Genomic DNA, 14,880 nt, shown 5'->3' with positions numbered 1-14,880 from the left:
GGCGTCGCTCCTCGGGGGTGGCGCCCGGCCCGGCCGCGCTCGGTGAAGGGCCTGCTCGCCCCCGGTGGCCGACGGGTCAGAGCGCGGCGAGCCGTTGCAGCAGGTGCGCGGGGTCGGTGAGGCCGCAGGCGCGGCGGACGGCGGCGTCGTGGGCGGCGGCGAGGGCGTCGAGGCGGGTCAGCCGGGTGCGGCCCTGGCGGGAGAGGTGGGCGGTGATCCGGCGGCGGTCCCGCTCGTCCTGGCGCCGGTAGACCCAGCCCGAGTCGGCCAGCGAGTCCACCAGTCGGCTCAGGCTCGCCTGTGGGATCAGCAGCGCCTGGGCCAGCTCGCCCATCGCGTGCCCCCGGCCGTCCGCGAGGACGCGCAGCAGCCGCCACTGGTCGACGGTGCAGTCCTCCTCGGCCAGGGCGGCGGCGAGGCCGCCGGAGAGCCTGCGATGGGCCAGCGTGACCAGCTCGACCAGCAGCGGCTCCGCGGCGGCCGAGGCTCCGGTGGTGTCGGGGGAGCGGCCCTCGATCTGCGGTGCGGCACCAACTGCGGTCATCGGACCCTCCCGTTTCCGGCCTTTCCCGATATCGGCGGTACGACGATACTCGCACCGTGAGCGCCGAAGTGAGGTTGATCGATCCGCTCGACGCGCTGCACTCCGTGCGGGAGGAGCCGGCGTTTCGGGTGGGCCTCGTCGTGCCCCAGTCCGGCCCGCTCGGGCTCACCGGCCCGTCCGCGCTGGACGGCGCAGTGCTCGCCGCGCACGAGGTCAACGCGGGCGGCGGGGTCCTCGGCCGCGCCCTGGAGCTGGTGCTGGTGGACGGCGGCGGTGCGCCGGGCCCGGTCGCCGGCGAGGTGCGGCGGCTGCTGGACGCCGGGGCACTGGACGCGCTCGCCGGGTGCCACACCAGCGACGTGCACCGGGCGGTCGAGACCGTCGCCGCGGGCCGCGTCGCGTACGTCTTCACCCCGCCGCACGAGGGCGGCTCCCGACGGCCCGGGGTGCTCTGCACCGGCATCGACCCGTCCCGTCAACTCGGCGCCGCAATGGCGAAACTGACGAGTCGTCATAGCCTTGCCCGCTGGGCGCTGATCGGCAACGACTACATCTGGCCGCGCTCCGTCCACCGGGCCGCCGAGGGGCTGGCGGCGCGGGCCGGCGCCCGGGTGGTGCTGGAGCGGCGGATCCCCTTCGGGACGGTCGAGGAGGCGCTCGAACCGCTGTTGGACGCGCTGCGCGCCGCCCGCGCGGACGCCCTGCTGCTCAGCCTGATCGGGCGGGACCAGGTGCACTTCAACCGGGCGCTGCGGCGCAGCGGGCTGGACCGCGGGCTGGTGCGGCTCTCCGGCGCCCTGGAGGAGAACGGCCTGCTCGCGCTCGGCGGCGACGACACCGGGACGCTGTACGCCGCGATGCCCTCCTTCGCGACGCTGACCGAGGAGCGCCGGCAGAGCCTCGCCGAGCGGCACCGGGCGCTGTGCGGCCCGTGGGCGCCCGTCCTGGACGCCTATGCGGTGGGGCTGTACGAGGGCCTGCACCTGCTCGCCGACCTGGCGGCCCGTCGGGCGCTGGCCCCGGACGGCCTGCGGGCGGCCGCGGGTCGGTTGCTGCACCGCGAGGGCGCGGGCCGGGCGCCGGTCCACCTCGCCCGGGCCGAGGGCCTCGACTTCGCCGTCCTGTCGCGGTAGCCCGGGCCGCCCCTTCTCGCCAGGCGGGACGGCGCGACAAAACCCTTCCATCTGGAAACCGGGGCTTCGACTTCACCCCGCTGTACGACTCGCACACCTTCTCGTGGAGCCTGGTCGCCCCGGCGCTCGGCTTCGCGATCCTCGCGTACGTGGTGGTCAACGCCAACATCGCGGCCCAGCGGCTCGGCTTCGTCTGGCTGCTCGTCGGCGGGATCGTGCTCGCCGGGCTGATGGCGACCGGGCGCAAGCCCCGACTGGCCGTCGCCGAGGCCGAGTCGGGCCCCGAAGCCTCCACCGCGAACACCGCGAACACCGCCACCACCCCCGAGGAGAACCAGTGAGCCTGCCCGAGATCGTCAAGCTGAGCCCGACCCCGGAGGACTACGCCTACACCTTCGGCGGCCGCGCCCCGCTGGTCACCGTCCAGCCCGGCACCGTCATCGAACTGACCACCGAGGACTGCTTCGGCGGCAAGGTGCGCGGCACCGGCGACCTGCCCAGCCGGGTGTGCGCCTTCCCCTACCTCAACCCGGTCACCGGTCCGATCGCGGTGGCGGGCGCCGAGCCGGGGGACGTCCTCGCGGTGCACTTCGTGGAGATCACCCCGGCCCGGGAGTACGGGATCTCCAGCACCTTCCCGCACTTCGGCGCGCTGACCGCGACCCACACCACCGCGATGCTGCACCCGGCGCTGGAGGAGCGGGTCTGGGTCTACGACCTGGACGTCAAGGCGGGCATCTGCCGGTTCCGGGCCCGCAACAGCGAGTTCACGGCGGAGCTGCCGCTGGACCCGATGCACGGCACGGTCGGCGTCGCCCCGGCGGCCGGCGAGGTGCTGGCCTCGATCACCCCGGGCGCGCACGGCGGCAATCTGGACACCCCCGAGATGCGGGCCGGCACCACCGCCTACTTCGGGGTCAACGTCGAGGGCGGTCTGGTCGCCATCGGTGACGGTCACGCCCGCCAGGGCGAGGGCGAGGTGTGCGGCACGGCGGTGGAGGCGGCGATGCGCACCACCGTGATCGTCGACCTGGTCAAGGGCGGCGGCCCGGCCTGGCCCCGGCTGGAGAACGACGACTTCCTGATCAGCACCGGCTCAGCCCGTCCGCTGGAGGACGCGTTCCGGATCAGCCAGCACGACCTGGTCGGCTGGACCGGCGAACTGCTCGGCCTGGACCAGCTCGACGCCTACCAGCTGGTCAGCCAGGCCGGGCTGGCGCCGGCGGCGAACGTCTGTGACACCAACTACACGATGGTCGCCAAGCTGCCGAAGAGCCTGCTGGGCCGGGCCCGCGCCTACGACGGGCTGCACGACCGGCTGCGCGAGACCGCCGGGGCGTACCTGCGGCACCGGTGACACGCGGCACCGGTGACAGTGCGGCCGCCGGTGACAGCGCGGCCCGGTGGCAGTGCGACGCCGGGGAACAACGCGGCCCCGGGCCCGCGCGTTCAGGCGCGCGGGTCAAGGTCCCGGCAAATCTCACGGACCCCCATACCCCACCCCCCACGGCGGGCCCGTCGGCACCCCCGCGCCGACGGGCCCGCGGGCGTCTCGGAGAGCGTCCCGGCGCTGTCCGGGCGCGGTGTCCCGCCGGGCGCCTCACGGGTGCGGCGCGCAGACCAGCAGGTACGGGAGCAGCGGCAGCACCGACACCCCGAAGCGCCAGGCCGGCCGGATCCGTCCGTTCCCCGGACGCGCGAGCCGCCGTACCCGGGCGAGCACCCCGGTGGACGTCGCACCCAGCGCGGCGCCGCCCGCCGGGGCTCCCCGGCCGGGAGCGCCGCCGGTCGCCAACGCGCAGATCGCGGAGGCCAGTTCGCCCCGCGACACCTGCTCCAGCGCCGCGTCGTCGGCCGCCATCTCCAGCAGCAGCCCCACCTCGGAGCGCCCCAGCCGGGCCAGTGGCAGCAGCCCGAGCAGCAGCGCGAAGGTGTCGGCCGGCAGCCGGAACAGGTGGTGGCGGCCGCGGATGTGGCCGTGCTCGTGCGCGACGGCCGCGGTGAGCTGCCGCTCGTTCAGCAGCCGCAGCGCCCCGCGCGACAGCACCACCCGGGAACGCCGCCCGGGCAGGCAGTAGACGGTCGGATGCGCGTGCTCCAGCACCAGCGCGTCCCAGCGCCGGTCCCGTACGGCGACCACGTCCAGTACCGCCCGGTGCCGCCGCCTGGCCCGCCCGGCGCGCAGGCCGACGGCCGTCACCAGGGCGCCGAGCAGCGCCCCGCCGGCGGTGAGCAGCCACCAGTCGTGGGTGTGCGGCGGCACCGGCCCGGCCGGCGCGGCGCCCGGGAGGAGACCGGAGCGGCCGAGCAGACCGGGCAGGTCGAGCAGGCCGAGCAGCCCGGCCGGGTGGTGGGCGAAGGGTTCGACCGCGTGGTGGGCGGTGAGCAGCAGGCCCACCGTGAACGAGGCCATCAGCGCGAGCCAGAGCGCCGCGCCCGCCAGCGGACGGGCCTGGAGCCGGGCGGAGCCGACCAGTCGGCGGGGCAGCAGGACGCCGGTCACCACCAGGTGGAGGCAGAGCAGCGCGAGGGTCACTCGGCGCCCGGGGACTTCACCTGCTCCAGGGCCCTGAGCAGGGCCGATGCCTCGTCCCCGGTGATCCGGTCGACGAAGTGGAGCAGCGCGCCCGCCCGGTCGGGGGTGGTCTCCAGTGCCTGGTGCATCAGCTGGGCGGTGTACTCCTCGCGGGTGCAGGTCGGCTCGTACACCCAGGCGCGGCCGACCTTGTCGCGGCGCAGCCAGCCCTTGGTGTGCAGGATGTCCGCGACCGTGGTGACGGTGGTGTACGCGACCGCCCGCTCCCGCTGGAGGTCGTCCACCACCTCGCGCACCGTGGCGGGCCGGCCCCAGGACCAGAAGCGGTCCATGATCTCGGCCTCCAGATCGCCGAACCCCCGTAGCACCGCCCTCTTCTCCCTCGCCGAGCCGACCGTCGGCGCCCTTCGCCCGCCGGAACGCGGCCCATGGTACGGCGAGCGCCGGGCGCCCGCCCCCGGATGAAAGGGGGCGGACGCCCGGCGGGTTCCGGCTGGTGCCCGGGTGGTGGTCGGCCGGTGTCCAAGCCGTGTCCGACGCCGGCCGCCGGTGTCCGGTGCACGCGCAGCCGTTGCCCGGGGCAGGCGCCGCGCTCAGGACAGCCGCCGCCCGAGCGGGACGCGGGAGCGGGTGAGCAGCGCCGCGAGCAGCCCCGCGACCAGCGGCAGCACCAGCACGATCAGCAGCAGCTCGCCCCAGGGCGCGGTGATCAGCGCCGGCTCGGCCCCGAACCCACTGGCCCGGGACTTCAGCAGTCCCACCGCCGGCACGAACCCGTTGACCGCCCCGAGCAGCGCGCCCAGCAGGGCGATCAGCGTGCACTGGAGGCCCGCCATGGTCCGCCGGATCCGCGGCGGCGCGCCGACGGCGGCCAGGGTGGCCTGGTCCTGCCGGGAGTCGGCGGCCGCCAGGCCGGTGGCGATCCCGGCCGCGCCGAGCACGACCAGCCCGGCGAAGCCGGTGAGCGCCAGGGTGAGCGCGTCGCCCTTCGGCTGGTAGCCGCGCTCCACGGTCAACTGGGCGAGGCGGTCCAGCCGGATGGCGGCCGCCTCGGCGCGCTGCTGCGCCTTGCGGTCGGGCGGGGTGGCGGGCAGCCAGACCGAGCCGGTCGGCCGGGCGGCGAGCCCGAGCCCGGGCAGCGCGGAGGGAAGCACCAGGCCCTGGGCGAAGTCGGCGGCGGCCGGGTCGTCCACCAGCACCGCGTCGACCGGGACCTCCTGGAGCTCCGGCTTGGGCACCTGGCCCGGCTCCAGCGGCGCGCCGCCCCCGCCGCGCAGCAGCAGCACGGCCTTGCCGTCGGCGCCCACCAGGGCCCGGTCGAAGACCAGCAGCTTCCCGGCGGCCAGCGCCTGCTCCGCGGCCTGGTCGTGGACCGCGAACAGGTTGTGCAGCACGGTCACGTCACCGGCGGCCACCCGCGGCGGCGCGCCGAGGCCGCGCCGCTCGACCGGGCCCTTGAGCTGGACGGTGCTGGAGCAGTTCTCGCACCAGCGGTACTCCACCTCGCCGAGGTCGCCGCGCGGGCCGAGCCCGCTCAGCTGCCCCTCCAGTTCGGTGCGCTCGTCGGCGAGCCGGGGTCCGTCGATGTGGCTGATCAACTGGACGGCGCCGTACGGGGCCTGGGGCCGGTAGTCGCGTCGGTTCTCGGCGTCGGTGCTGGTGGTGTAGACGCCGATGGCGACGGCGCCGGCCACCGCGGCCATCACCGCGGCCACCGCCGGGGCGGTGCGCGAGCGGTGCCGGGCGCAGTCGCGCAGGGCGAGCCGGGGCCCGAGCGGCAGCCGGCCGGCGGCCCGGCCGGTCAGGGCGACCAGCATCGGGGTGCACAGCAGCAGGCCGAGTTCGGCGACCACCGAGCCGCCGAGCACGGTCAGCGTGCGGGTGTCGTAGCCGCCCACGCCCGGCTGGTCGCGATGTACCGCGCCCGCCCCGTACATCGCGAGCGCGGCGCCGAGGGCGAGCAGCGCCACACCGGCGACGGTGACCCGGCGGCTGGGCCCGCGGACGGTGTCCCGGCCGGTGAGCCCGGCGGTGACGCTGCGCCGGGCGGCCTGCAGCGCGGGCAGCGCGGCCGCGAGCAGCGCGGTGACCAGGCCGATTCCGGCGATCGCGAGCAGGTCCAGTGGCGGTACGGCGAAGTGGCCGAAGCGTGCCCCGCCGAACTGCTCGATCCACGGCCGCAGCACCGCGACCGCCGCGGTGCCGAGCACCACGCCGACCACCGCTCCGGTCGCGCCGAGGACCACGCCGCCGCCGAGCACCACCGCGCCGACGTGGGCACGGCTGCCGCCGGCCGCGCCGAGCAGGGCGAGCTGGCGGCGCGAGCGGCGGGCGCCGACCGCGAAGGCGGGCCCGGCGAGCAGGGCGACCTCCAGCAGCGCCATGCCGCTGACGGTGGCGACGACCATCCTGGTGTTGTTGGCGGCCGTCGGGTCGCTGTAGCGGTAGGCGTCGCGGTAGTAGGGGACGGCCCGCTCGGGTGGCGGGGCGAGCGCCACCGAACGAGCGGTCAGGGTGTATCCGTGGGCGTTGAACCGCTGGACCGCGGCCCAGTCGAGGGCGGCCCCGGACGGCAGCCGGACCAGCCAGGCGGACCGGACGGCCGTGGGCTTCTCCGCCGCCGGCCCCCCGGCCGCCAGGGCGGCGCTCAGCGGGTCGATCAACTCGCCCGGCCGGGCGACGAGTTCGACCCTGCCCAGCTCGCCCGGGCGCTCCACCATGCCGGTGATGGTGTAGGTGGTGTGCTCCAGGCCCTGGAGGGTCGTGGTGGCGCCGGGCGCGAGTCCGGAGCGGTCCAGGAAGGCCCGGGTGACGGCCACTTCGTGCGGGGCTTCCGGGGCGCGGCCCTCGACCAGGTCGAGCCGGCCGCGCCAGACCGGGTCGGCCAGGTCGGCCTCGGTGGTGAGGGTGCGGACCAGGCCCTCGGGCGAGGTCGCGCCGGCCTCAGGTCCTGGCCGGGCCGGGGTGAGCGAGCTGCCGGGCGGCAGCAGCGAGGCGACCAGGACGGCCGGATCGGTGCTCGCGCCCTTCTGCTGTTCGGCGGTGGGCTGGTCCCCGGGGCGGGGCTGGACGGAGAAGGCGCCGTCCTCGGCGATCGGGGCCTGTTCGACCGGCCGCCCCGGATCGAGTGAGGTGACCAGGGCGTCCGCGCCGCCCACCACCCGCTCGACCCGTTCGGCCGGGGTCAGTTGACCGCTGCGGTGGACCACGTCGGCGCCGGTGACGCCGAGGACGGGCAGCGCGACCATGGCGGCGATCAGCGCGCTGCGGCCCTTGGCGCGCAGTGCGTCACGGCGGGCGATGCGCAGGGCGACCCGCCAGGCTCCGAGCCTCACCGCGCCACCTCGCCGGCCGGGCCCGACGGGAACGCCGTGCCGGACCTGTGCAGCGCGTCCGACGGCTGCACGGCCGTGAGGCGGGCGGAGGCCCGGCGGCCCGGGGCCTCCGAGGCGATCGCGCCGTCCCGCAGGTGGACCACCCGGTCCGCCCAACCGGCGTGGGCCGCCTCGTGGGTGACCATCATGGCGGCGGCACCGGCGTCGCACCGGGCGCGCAGCACGGCGAGCACCGCCTCGCCGGTGGCCGAGTCGAGGGCGCCGGTGGGTTCGTCGGCGAGGACGAGGCGGCGGTCGCCGATCAGGGCGCGGGCGATGGCGACGCGCTGCTGCTGGCCGCCGGACATGTCGTCGGGGAAGCGGTCGGCGAGCTCGCCGATGCCCAGCTCCTCCAGCGCGGCCAGTGCCTCCCGGCGGGCCCGGCGCCCCGGGACGCCGTCGAGTTCGCGCGGCAGGGCGATGTTCTCGGCGGCGGTGAGGGCCGGGATCAGGTTGTAGTCCTGGAAGACGTACCCGATCGAGCGTCGCCGCAGGTCGGCGAGCTTGCCGCGGCCGAGACCGCCGAGCGCGACCCCCTCCACCAGCACCTCGCCGTCGCTGGGCTGGTCCAGCCCGCCGGCCAGGGTCAGCAGGGTGGACTTCCCGGAGCCGGACGGGCCCATGACGGCGACGAACTCGCCGGGGTGGACGGCCAGGTCGACGCCGCGCAGGGCGTGCACCTCGGCGGCGCCCCGCCCGTGCACCCGGGTGACGTCGGTCAGGCGCAGGACGGGTGCGGGCCGGGTCGGATCGGTGTGGGACACACTTCCCCCTCGTGAGCTGCTCAACTGCATATGTCGGTGAACTATATATGCCGGAGGACGTGATGCAAGGCGAGGTGGTTCCCGAGGGTCCGCTGGTGTCCACAGGTGTTCACGGGGCTGGTCGGTCGGGTTCGGTCAAACTTCTACAAAGCTGTCGAGGATGTGGGCGGAAACCCGGACCGGATCGTTCGGGGGCGGTCTATGCTCGGGAAGGTTCACGGCCCCGGGGGTGGGCCTCCCGCCGTGCCGGAAGGCCCGGCACCCGACGTGCGGTCAGATCCGGAGCGCGGCAGGCCTCGGGGCCCGTGCGGCCGTCGCGCGCCTCCCCGTCGGCCGCGGCGGCGATGGCCATGATCGAGGTCGTCAGACCGACCGCCACCTGTTCGTACCCTCCTCCCGCGAAGGAGGTGCCGTCGTGCACACCCTGACCACCGTCGAGTTCCTGGTGCGACTCGCCACCGGCGTCGCCTGCGGCGCACTGATCGGCGTCGAACGCCAGTGGCGGGCCAGGATGGCCGGCCTGCGCACCAACGCCCTGGTCGCCGCCGGCGCCACCCTGTTCGTGCTGTACAGCGAGGCCGTCGGCGACACCGGCAGCCCCACCAGGGTCGCCTCCTACGTCGTCTCCGGCATCGGCTTCCTCGGCGGTGGCGTCATCCTGCGCGACGGCGCCGGCGTCCGCGGCCTCAACACCGCCGCCACGCTGTGGTGTTCGGCCGCCGTCGGGGTGCTGGCCGCCTCCGGCAACCTGGAGTTCGCCGTCCTCGGCACGCTCGCCGTGCTCGGCGTCCACCTGGTGCTGCGCCCGGCCGGCCGGCTCCTCGACCGGGCCCCGCAGTCCGGCAGCGACCCGGACTCCACCTGCCGCGCCACCGTCCACCTGGAATGCGACCGCAAGTCCGAGACCCACATCAGGGCCCTGCTGCTCCAGGCCCTCGCCGCCTCCGGCCTCGCCCCGACCGGCCTGCGCGCCCGCCGCACCGACAGCGGCGACGCCACCAGCCTGCGGGCCACCGTCGCGATCACCGGCCGGGTGACCCCGGCGCTCGAACAGGTCGTCACCCGGCTGTCGTTGGAGCCCGGCGTGCGCGATCTGCACTGGCACCTGGACGACGAGCCGGAGGAGCCCGGCAACCCGGCGCTCGCCTGAGCGGAAGGGCAGTCACTCGCCGCCGTTGTCGTACGCTCCCCGTCGTCCGAACCCCGTCCGATCCCGCTGGAGGCCCGATGCCGACCCCCGACCCCGAACACGGGCCGCTGGTGCCGATGCTGCTGGCGCTGACCGTGGTCACCGGAGTGGTGGACGCGGTCAGCTACCTCGAACTCGGCCACGTCTTCGTCGCCAACATGACCGGCAACGTGGTGTTCCTCGGCTTCGCCCTGGCCGGTGCGGCCAACCTCTCCGCCACCGCCTCGCTGGCCGCCCTCGTCGCCTTCCTGCTCGGTGCCCTGACCGGCGGCCACCTCGCCCGCCGGCTGCCCGGCCACCGCGGGCACCTGCTGACCGCCGCCGTCGCCGCCCAGTCGGTGCTGGTCACGGCGGCCACGGTGCTGGCGGCCGTGGCCGGCCACACCTCCGACCCGGCCCGCTACACCCTGATCGGGTTGCTCGGCTTCGCCATGGGCGGCCAGAACGCGGTGGTCCGCGCCCTGAAGGTCCCCGACCTCACCACCACCGTGCTCACCATGACCATCACGGCCCTCGCCGCCGACCGCACCGGCCCCCGCCGCCTCGCCTCCGCCGTCTGGATGTTCGCCGGGGCCCTCCTCGGCGCCCTCCTGGTCCTGCGCACCAACGTCCCCCTCGCCCTGGCCCTGGCCCTGGTCCTCCTCCTCGCCGTCGCCGTCCTCACCCACCGCGCCGCCCGAGCCACCCCCGCCCCCGCCTGGACCCACCCCCGCTGAGCCGCCTCGCCGGCGCGCCGTCGTCCCCTCTGCTTCCGGGGCGTCGCCGGCGACCGACGGGCGGGGCCCCGGGGCCCGGTCAGTCCTCGCTGCGGTGGCCGGCGCGGCCGCTCCAGCGGGGTTCGAGGCGGGCCCAGTCGGCGGTCCAGGCGGCCTCACCGCGGCGGTCGAGGGCGTGGAGGCGCAGGCGGAGGGCGAGGACGACCAGGGCCAGCAGGGCGAGGAGGGCGCCGGCGCCGGTGCAGGCGGCGGAGACGGCGAGGGCCACCCGGTCGGCCGGGGGAGCGGAGGCGGCGCCGGCCGGGTCGACCCAGACGGCGACGTGGCTGCCGGGGACGGCGGAGCGCGGGGCCTGGACGGTGCCGAGGTGCTGGGTGCCGTCGGGGGCGGTCCACGTCGCGTCGACGTCCACCCGACTGCTGTAGCCGCCGGAGAAGCGGCTGCCGGCGGCAGTGGCGGCGGCGCGGTCGGGCAGGCCGCGGACCACGGCGTCGACCTGCCGCAGCCGTCCGCGGTCCGCGCCGACCTGGTGCTCGGTGTTGCGGTAGAGGAGCAGGGAGCCGCCCGTGGCCAGGGCGAGCGCGAGCACCGCGCCGAGGACGGCGCAGAGCCAGGCGCGGGCCCGGGAGCGGTCGAGGGGGCGGGCGAGCGGCTCGTGCCGGGTGCCGACGGCCCGCCGCAGCTGTCGGCCGACGCGTCGGGGGAGCGACGCGGGCCGGGCCGGACGGGGGGTGCTGGACACGGTGAGGGCTCCTCAGGGGCGCGGGGACGCGAGGCGGTTACGCCCAATGTCCACCCGGCGGCCCCTCGTGCACAAGACTCGTGCGCGTCCGTAGGACCGCCAGGGCCGCTCGACCCCGCCGTCGGGACGTTCGGCCCTCGGCGCCGACGGTGGGGACCTGGCAGGCTCGAGATCGGCGGCGTCCTCCCGGTGCTTGGGCGCGGCCGTGGCCCGGTTCGGCCGTGGGGGCGCCGGGTCGAGGTATGGGGCAGGGGGTGGTCGTGGGGTCACCCCCTGCCTGTTCCGTGCCGGTCCTCCGCCCGCTCTGCCGCCCGCTCTGCGCCCTCTCCCTGCGGCGAAGCTGACGAACTCCCAGGTCGGGGCCGTATTCTGCCTAGCTATACACTCGGAGTATACGCCGGGTGTATGTTTCCCCCATGAGTGTTCCCTTGACCCTCCTGGGGCTGCTGGAGCGTGAGCCGAGCCACGGCTACGACCTCAAGCGCGACTACGACGCCCTCTTCGGCCGCGGCAAGCCCCTTCCGTACGGCCAGGTCTACTCGACCCTCGGCCGCCTGGCCCGCGACGGCAAGGTGGTGGCCGGCGAGGCGGAGCCCGGCGACGGGCCCGAGCGCAAGCGCTACGTCATCACCGAGACCGGGGCCACCGAGTTCGAGACCTGGCTCCAGGAGCCGGTCGCACCCGAGCCCAACCTCCAGTCCGTGCTGTTCACCAAGGTGGTGCTGGCCCTGATGCTGGGCCGCGACGCCGAGCACTACCTGGACACCCAGCGCGCCGCCCACCTGCGCCGGATGCGCGAACTCACCGAACTGCGCCGCACCGGCGCGCTGGTGGACGCCCTGCTCGCCGACCACGGCCTGTTCCACCTGGAGGCCGACCTGCGCTGGATCGACCTGACCGCCGCCCGGCTGGACGCGCTCGCCGCGGAGGTGAAGGCATGACCACGATCCTGGAGGCCCGCGGCGTCACCCTCTCCTTCGGCGAGACCCCCGCCCTGCGCGGGGCCGACCTGTCCGTGGAGGCCGGTGAGGTGCTCGCCGTCATGGGCCCCAGCGGCTCGGGCAAGTCGACGTTACTCCACTGCCTGGCCGGCATCCTGGTGCCCGACGAGGGAGAGGTGCTGTTCAACGGGCAGCGCCTGGACACCATGCCGGAGGCCCGGCGCAGCGCCCTGCGCCGGGACCGGTTCGGCTTCGTCTTCCAGTTCGGCCAGCTGGTACCGGAGTTGACGGCGGAGGAGAACGTCGCCCTGCCGCTGCTGCTGAACGGTGTACGCCGTGCCGCCGCGCTGGCCGAGGCCCGTCCGTGGTTCGCCCGGCTCGGCCTGGACGGCCTGGAGAGGCGCCGCTCCGGCGAGCTGTCGGGCGGTCAGGCCCAGCGGGTCGCCCTGGCCCGCGGCCTGGTGGCCCGTCCGCAGGTGCTGTTCGCCGACGAGCCGACCGGTGCGCTGGACTCGCTGACCGGCGAACAGGTGATGGAGCTGATGGTCGGTTCGGCCAGGGAACAGGGCACCACCGTCATCGTGGTCACCCACGAGGCCAGGGTCGCCGCCTACTGCGACCGCGAGGCGGTCGTCCGTGACGGCCGGGCCCGCACCCTCTCCGCCGGAACGGTGGCCTCGTGATCCCCTTCTCGCTCCGACTGGCCGTCAGCGGCGGCCGGGAGGCGGTGGCCCGGCTGCTGATGATCGCGGCGGCGGTCGCGATCGGGGTCGGGCTGCTGCTGTCGAGCCTCGCCAGCCTCAACGCGGTCGACCACTCCAACGGGCGGCTGCTCTGGATGAACACCGGCTCCAAGGGCTGGACCGGGACGGCCCGGGCGGACCCGCTCTGGTGGTACGGCCACGACCACTACTACCAGGGCAAGCGGATCGTCGAGTTCGACGTCGCCCCGACCGGCCCCACCTCGCCGCTGCCGCCGGGCCTGACGGGGCTGCCGGCCCCCGGCGAGTACTACGCCTCGCCCGCCCTGGCGGAGCTGCTGCGCAAGGCCCCGGCCGTCGAACTGGGCGACCGCTTCGAGGGCCGGCCGGTCGGCACCATCGGGCCCGAGGCGCTGACCTCCCCGGACACCCTGGCCATGGTGGCCGGCCGCACCGTGGACGAGCTCAAGGGCATCCCGGAGGCCAGGCCGGTCACCGCGATCGCGACCGCGATGCCGACCGCGTGCGAGGCCGACTGCTTCGGCTTCGGCGTCCACGGCGACGCCGTGACCCTCGTCCTCAGCGTGGTGATCGGCGCGCTGATCTTCCCGGTGCTGGTCTTCATCGGCACCGCGACCCGACTCTCCGCCGCCACCCGGGAGCAGCGCTTCGCCGCGATGCGGCTGGTGGGGGCGACGCCCCGGCAGGTGTCGGTGATCTCGGCGGTCGAGTCCACGGTCGCCTCGGTGATCGGTACGGTCGCGGGCTTCGGCGTCCACCTCGCGCTGCGCCCGCTGGTCGCCGGCATGCGGCTCACCGGGGAGCGGTTCTACCTCGAGGACCTGGGCCTGCACCTGGACCAGGCACTCGTGGTCGCGCTGGGCGTGCCGGTGGCGGCGGCGCTGGCCGCGCGGTTAGCGCTGCGCCGGGTCACCATCTCCCCGCTCGGGGTCAGCCGGAGGGTCACCCCGAAGCCACCGCGGGCCTGGCGGCTGGTCCCGCTGCTGCTCGGCCTCGCCGAGCTGGGCTACTTCGTCGACAACCGGCCGTCGACCTCCGACGGGCAAGCCGCCGCCTACCTCACCGGGTTCGTGCTGGCGATGCTCGGCCTGGTGATCGCCGGGCCCTGGCTGACCATGGCGGCGGCCCGGGCGGTGGCCCTACGGACCAGTCGGCCGGCCGCGCTGATCGCGGTGCGCCGACTGGCCGACGATCCGAGGGCGGGCTTCCGCGCGGTGGCGGGCCTGGTGGTGGCCCTGTTCGTGACCAGTGCGACCATCGGCATCATCGGGACCATCGACGCCAACCGGGGAGCCGAGCTGAGTGGCGACCCGGAGGTCCGCAAGTCGGTCGTCGACCTCCCGCACCGGCTGGACTCCGCGGAGACGCTCGGCGCCGTACCGGACTCCCTGGTGGCCTCCGCCCGGGCCGTCCCGGGCTTCCGGGGGCTGGCGTCGGCACACGACAACCCGACACGGATCGGTGCCGACCCGGCCCGACCCCGCTTTCCCGCGCCCGCGTTGGTGCTCTGCTCGGATCTGGCACAGGTGCCGGTGCTGGGGCACTGCGCGCCCGGAGCGGCGGTGGCGACCGTTCCCGTCCAGCAATTCCTCGACCTCCAGGAGGGCACGAACCAGGAGTGGCCGACCGCGCCGGTCCCGGCCACCGAGGCCGCCGCGCTTCCGGTGAAGTTGCTCTACGCGACCACCGACGGCTCCTCCTCGGCCAAGGAGCGACTGCGCACCCTGTTCGCCGAGGCCTACCCGAGGTACGAGGCCAGGATGGCCGAGGACTGGGGCACCGAGGCCCAGAAGCGGCTCCGGGCCTGGCGGCAGCTGGCGCACGTGGTGCTGCTGACCACCGTGCCGATCGCCGGGTGCAGCCTCGCGGTGAGCGTGGTGGCCGGGCTCTCGGACCGCCGCCGCCCGTTCGCGATGCTGCGGCTCACCGGGGCACCGCTGCGGCTGCTCCAGCGGGTGATCGGGCTGGAGAGCGCGCTGCCGCTACTGGTGGTGTCGGCGATCGCGATCGGCACCGGCTTCGCGGCGGCGGCGATGTTCCTCAAGTCGCAGATGCAGTACGACCTGGTGTCCCCGGGGGCGGTGTACTACGGGCTGACCGGCTTCGGGCTGGTCGCCTCGCTCGGGATCATCGCCTCGACGCTGCCGCTGCTGAAGCGGATCACCGGGGCCGAGGCGGCCCGTAACGGCTGATCCCGGCTCCGGCCGTTGCCCGCTGCC

At 75.7% G+C, this 14,880-nt stretch carries 14 protein-coding genes; 8 read left to right on the top strand and 6 right to left on the bottom strand.

What is annotated here, in order from left to right; all coding sequences use genetic code 11:
• Nucleotides 1-76: 76 nt before the first annotated feature.
• Nucleotides 77-544 (bottom strand): MarR family winged helix-turn-helix transcriptional regulator, encoded by a 468-nt coding sequence (locus tag ACWDBE_RS27255; protein ID WP_449792798.1) that lies wholly within the window; start codon nucleotides 542-544, stop codon nucleotides 77-79.
• Nucleotides 545-600: 56 nt separating this feature from the next.
• Between ACWDBE_RS27255 and ACWDBE_RS27250 the strand changes: the two genes are divergently transcribed.
• The 3 genes from ACWDBE_RS27250 (at nucleotide 601) to ACWDBE_RS27240 (ending at nucleotide 3,034) form a co-directional block, all read left to right on the top strand.
• Complete coding sequence (locus ACWDBE_RS27250; protein WP_449809362.1) at nucleotides 601-1,677, top strand: ABC transporter substrate-binding protein; 1,077 nt, start codon at nucleotides 601-603, stop codon at nucleotides 1,675-1,677.
• A 149-nt stretch (nucleotides 1,678-1,826) separates the two neighbouring features.
• Nucleotides 1,827-2,018, top strand: a complete 192-nt coding sequence (locus ACWDBE_RS27245; RefSeq protein ID WP_449809361.1) for a hypothetical protein — start codon at nucleotides 1,827-1,829, stop codon at nucleotides 2,016-2,018.
• Complete coding sequence (locus ACWDBE_RS27240; RefSeq protein WP_449809360.1) at nucleotides 2,015-3,034, top strand: acetamidase/formamidase family protein; 1,020 nt, start codon at nucleotides 2,015-2,017, stop codon at nucleotides 3,032-3,034. Before ACWDBE_RS27245 ends, ACWDBE_RS27240 begins: the two co-directional genes overlap by 4 nt.
• Nucleotides 3,035-3,277: 243 nt before the next feature.
• On the opposite strand, the gene ACWDBE_RS27235 is transcribed toward ACWDBE_RS27240, so the two are convergent.
• The 4 genes from ACWDBE_RS27235 to ACWDBE_RS27220 form a co-directional block, all read right to left on the bottom strand.
• The gene (locus ACWDBE_RS27235; protein WP_449792795.1) at nucleotides 3,278-4,213 is read right to left on the bottom strand and encodes a M56 family metallopeptidase; all 936 of its coding nucleotides are present in this window, start codon (nucleotides 4,211-4,213) and stop codon (nucleotides 3,278-3,280) included.
• Complete coding sequence (locus ACWDBE_RS27230) at nucleotides 4,210-4,581, bottom strand: BlaI/MecI/CopY family transcriptional regulator (protein ID WP_449792794.1); 372 nt, start codon at nucleotides 4,579-4,581, stop codon at nucleotides 4,210-4,212. The genes ACWDBE_RS27235 and ACWDBE_RS27230 overlap by 4 nt, the downstream gene beginning before the upstream one ends.
• 225 nt (nucleotides 4,582-4,806) lie before the next feature.
• Complete coding sequence (locus ACWDBE_RS27225) at nucleotides 4,807-7,548, bottom strand: FtsX-like permease family protein (protein WP_449809359.1); 2,742 nt, start codon at nucleotides 7,546-7,548, stop codon at nucleotides 4,807-4,809.
• On the bottom strand, nucleotides 7,545-8,381 hold the full coding sequence (locus tag ACWDBE_RS27220) for an ABC transporter ATP-binding protein (protein WP_449792792.1): 837 nt from the start codon (nucleotides 8,379-8,381) through the stop codon (nucleotides 7,545-7,547). The genes ACWDBE_RS27225 and ACWDBE_RS27220 overlap by 4 nt, the downstream gene beginning before the upstream one ends.
• A 385-nt stretch (nucleotides 8,382-8,766) precedes the next feature.
• On the opposite strand from ACWDBE_RS27220, the gene ACWDBE_RS27215 reads away from it, so the two are divergent.
• Nucleotides 8,767-9,501 carry an MgtC/SapB family protein gene (locus ACWDBE_RS27215; RefSeq protein ID WP_449792791.1) on the top strand — a complete coding sequence of 245 codons (735 nt, stop codon included), beginning with the start codon at nucleotides 8,767-8,769 and terminating at the stop codon, nucleotides 9,499-9,501.
• Between the two features lie 77 nt (nucleotides 9,502-9,578).
• A complete protein-coding gene (locus tag ACWDBE_RS27210) occupies nucleotides 9,579-10,256 on the top strand; it encodes a YoaK family protein (RefSeq protein ID WP_449792790.1) in 678 nt (225 codons plus the stop codon).
• Nucleotides 10,257-10,335: 79 nt separating this feature from the next.
• Here the strand turns inward: ACWDBE_RS27210 and ACWDBE_RS27205 are convergent, their stop codons facing one another.
• Nucleotides 10,336-10,998, bottom strand: coding sequence for an Rv1733c family protein (locus tag ACWDBE_RS27205; protein WP_449809358.1), 663 nt, complete (start codon nucleotides 10,996-10,998; stop codon nucleotides 10,336-10,338).
• A 416-nt stretch (nucleotides 10,999-11,414) separates the two neighbouring features.
• Between ACWDBE_RS27205 and ACWDBE_RS27200 the strand changes: the two genes are divergently transcribed.
• Genes ACWDBE_RS27200 through ACWDBE_RS27190 form a run of 3 tightly spaced genes read left to right on the top strand, consistent with a single transcriptional unit; the run spans nucleotide 11,415 to nucleotide 14,853 of the window.
• Nucleotides 11,415-11,939: a PadR family transcriptional regulator gene (locus tag ACWDBE_RS27200; RefSeq protein WP_449792788.1), complete on the top strand. Its 525-nt coding sequence runs from the start codon at nucleotides 11,415-11,417 to the stop codon at nucleotides 11,937-11,939.
• Nucleotides 11,936-12,622 carry an ABC transporter ATP-binding protein gene (locus ACWDBE_RS27195; RefSeq protein ID WP_449809357.1) on the top strand — a complete coding sequence of 229 codons (687 nt, stop codon included), beginning with the start codon at nucleotides 11,936-11,938 and terminating at the stop codon, nucleotides 12,620-12,622. The genes ACWDBE_RS27200 and ACWDBE_RS27195 overlap by 4 nt, the downstream gene beginning before the upstream one ends.
• On the top strand, nucleotides 12,619-14,853 hold the full coding sequence (locus tag ACWDBE_RS27190) for an FtsX-like permease family protein (protein ID WP_449809356.1): 2,235 nt from the start codon (nucleotides 12,619-12,621) through the stop codon (nucleotides 14,851-14,853). Before ACWDBE_RS27195 ends, ACWDBE_RS27190 begins: the two co-directional genes overlap by 4 nt.
• Nucleotides 14,854-14,880 lie beyond the last annotated feature (27 nt).

This window comes from Kitasatospora sp. NPDC001132 (genome assembly GCF_053598415.1).
The sequence above is the reverse complement of the archived record's forward strand: the minus strand, read 5'-3'. Positions and strand labels throughout refer to the sequence as shown.